Genomic DNA, 1,406 nt, shown 5'->3' with positions numbered 1-1,406 from the left:
GTTTTGATTTGTTCCCGGCTTTCAAAATTGGGCTCCCATCAAACAAATGGGTGCAGGGGTCACCCCTGCCCGCCGGAGGCTTTTTCAATTCGTCCTGGGTTCGGTGCCGCCTTTCGCGCTCGGACATATTCGCCTAGATGCAGGCACATGAGTATGGGCCAGTGATCCTGCCATGAGCATCTGGGCAACCCTGGCTGGCACCGCCATCGGGATGATCCTTGGTGGGCCGCTCGGTGCGCTGGCTGGCGCCGCGGCGGGCGGCGCGGTGGATGCCGCGCGCACGCTGACGCGGCCGCAAACATCGCGGCAGCGCCAGGTGGCCTTCACGATTGCGGCCATCGCGCTGTCCGCCAAGATGGCGATTGCCGATGGCCATGCCTCCACGGCGGAGTTTGCCACCTTCAAGCGGCTGTTTCGCGTTGATCCGGCTGAGGCGAACAATGCCCAGCGCTTTTACGATCTGGCGGCGGCGTCCACCGCTGGTTTCGAAGCCTATGCAAAGCAGGCGGCCGATCTGCTCGGGCCGGGATCGCCGACGCTGGAAGATCTGCTCGATGCGCTGTGGACCATTGCGGCGGTGGATGGGTTTGACGATCTGGAACTGGCCTATCTGGAACAGGTGGCGGCGCTGCTCGGCTTTGATGATGCTGCGGCTGCCCGCATTCGCCGCCGCCATTTGTCCACCGGCGCGGATGATCATTGGGCGGTATTGGGCATTGAGCCGGGCGCGGCACCAGCCGAGATCAAGGCCGTCTATCATGCGCTGGTGAAACGCTATCACCCCGATCGCGCCCTGGCCGAAGGGGTGCCGGCCGAATTCATCCGCATATCGGAATTGCGCATGGCCGCCATCAATGCCGCTTATGACCAGCTGACGGGCCGGCGGCGATGAAGCCGCTGCATCTGGCGATGATCCTGGCCATTGATGTGGTGTGGGGTTTCAATGTGGTCGCCGTGAAGGAAGGCGTGATGGGCGCCGGGCCGATGACCGCCGTGCTGCTGCGTTATGTGGTGGCCACCATGGTGTGCCTGCCGTTCATCCGCTGGCTGCCGGGGCGGATGCGGCTGATCCTGCTGACCGGGTTCATTGCCGGCGCGCTGTTCATGTCGCTGGGCGCGCTGTCGTTTGCGCTGGCGAACAATCTGTCGGCGCTGTCGATCGTCGGGCAGATGGGGGTGCCGTTCAGCCTGATTTTGGCGGTGATCTTCATGAAGGAGAAAATCCGCTGGCCGCGCATCACGGCGATTGCGATCTGTTTTCTGGGCGCGGTGGTGATGAGCTTTGATCCGGCCATTGCCGATGAGCGCGTGGCGATATTGCTCACGCTGGGCGCCACCATGTGCTGGGCGGTGGGCAATCTGCTGTTTCGCCAGCTGGCCGGGGTGCCGGTGCTGGTTATCCACGG

Annotated in this window: 2 protein-coding genes; both read left to right on the top strand. The window is 63.7% G+C overall.

Going from position 1 to position 1,406, the window contains the following annotated elements; translation table 11 throughout:
• Positions 1–172 precede the first annotated feature (172 nt).
• Positions 173–892 (top strand): TerB family tellurite resistance protein, encoded by a 720-nt coding sequence (locus ABWP50_RS02080; RefSeq protein ID WP_353216330.1) that lies wholly within the window; start codon positions 173–175, stop codon positions 890–892.
• Positions 889–1,406 (top strand): EamA family transporter (locus tag ABWP50_RS02075; RefSeq protein ID WP_353216329.1); only part of this gene is annotated, 518 nt, incomplete at its 3' end. The genes ABWP50_RS02080 and ABWP50_RS02075, both read left to right, overlap by 4 nt.

Origin of the sequence: Sandarakinorhabdus sp. (assembly GCF_040398645.1) — a bacterium.
Taxonomy (GTDB): domain Bacteria; phylum Pseudomonadota; class Alphaproteobacteria; order Sphingomonadales; family Sphingomonadaceae; genus Sandarakinorhabdus.
Note: the sequence above shows the minus strand (reverse complement) of the source record. Positions and strands in the feature narration are given on the sequence as shown.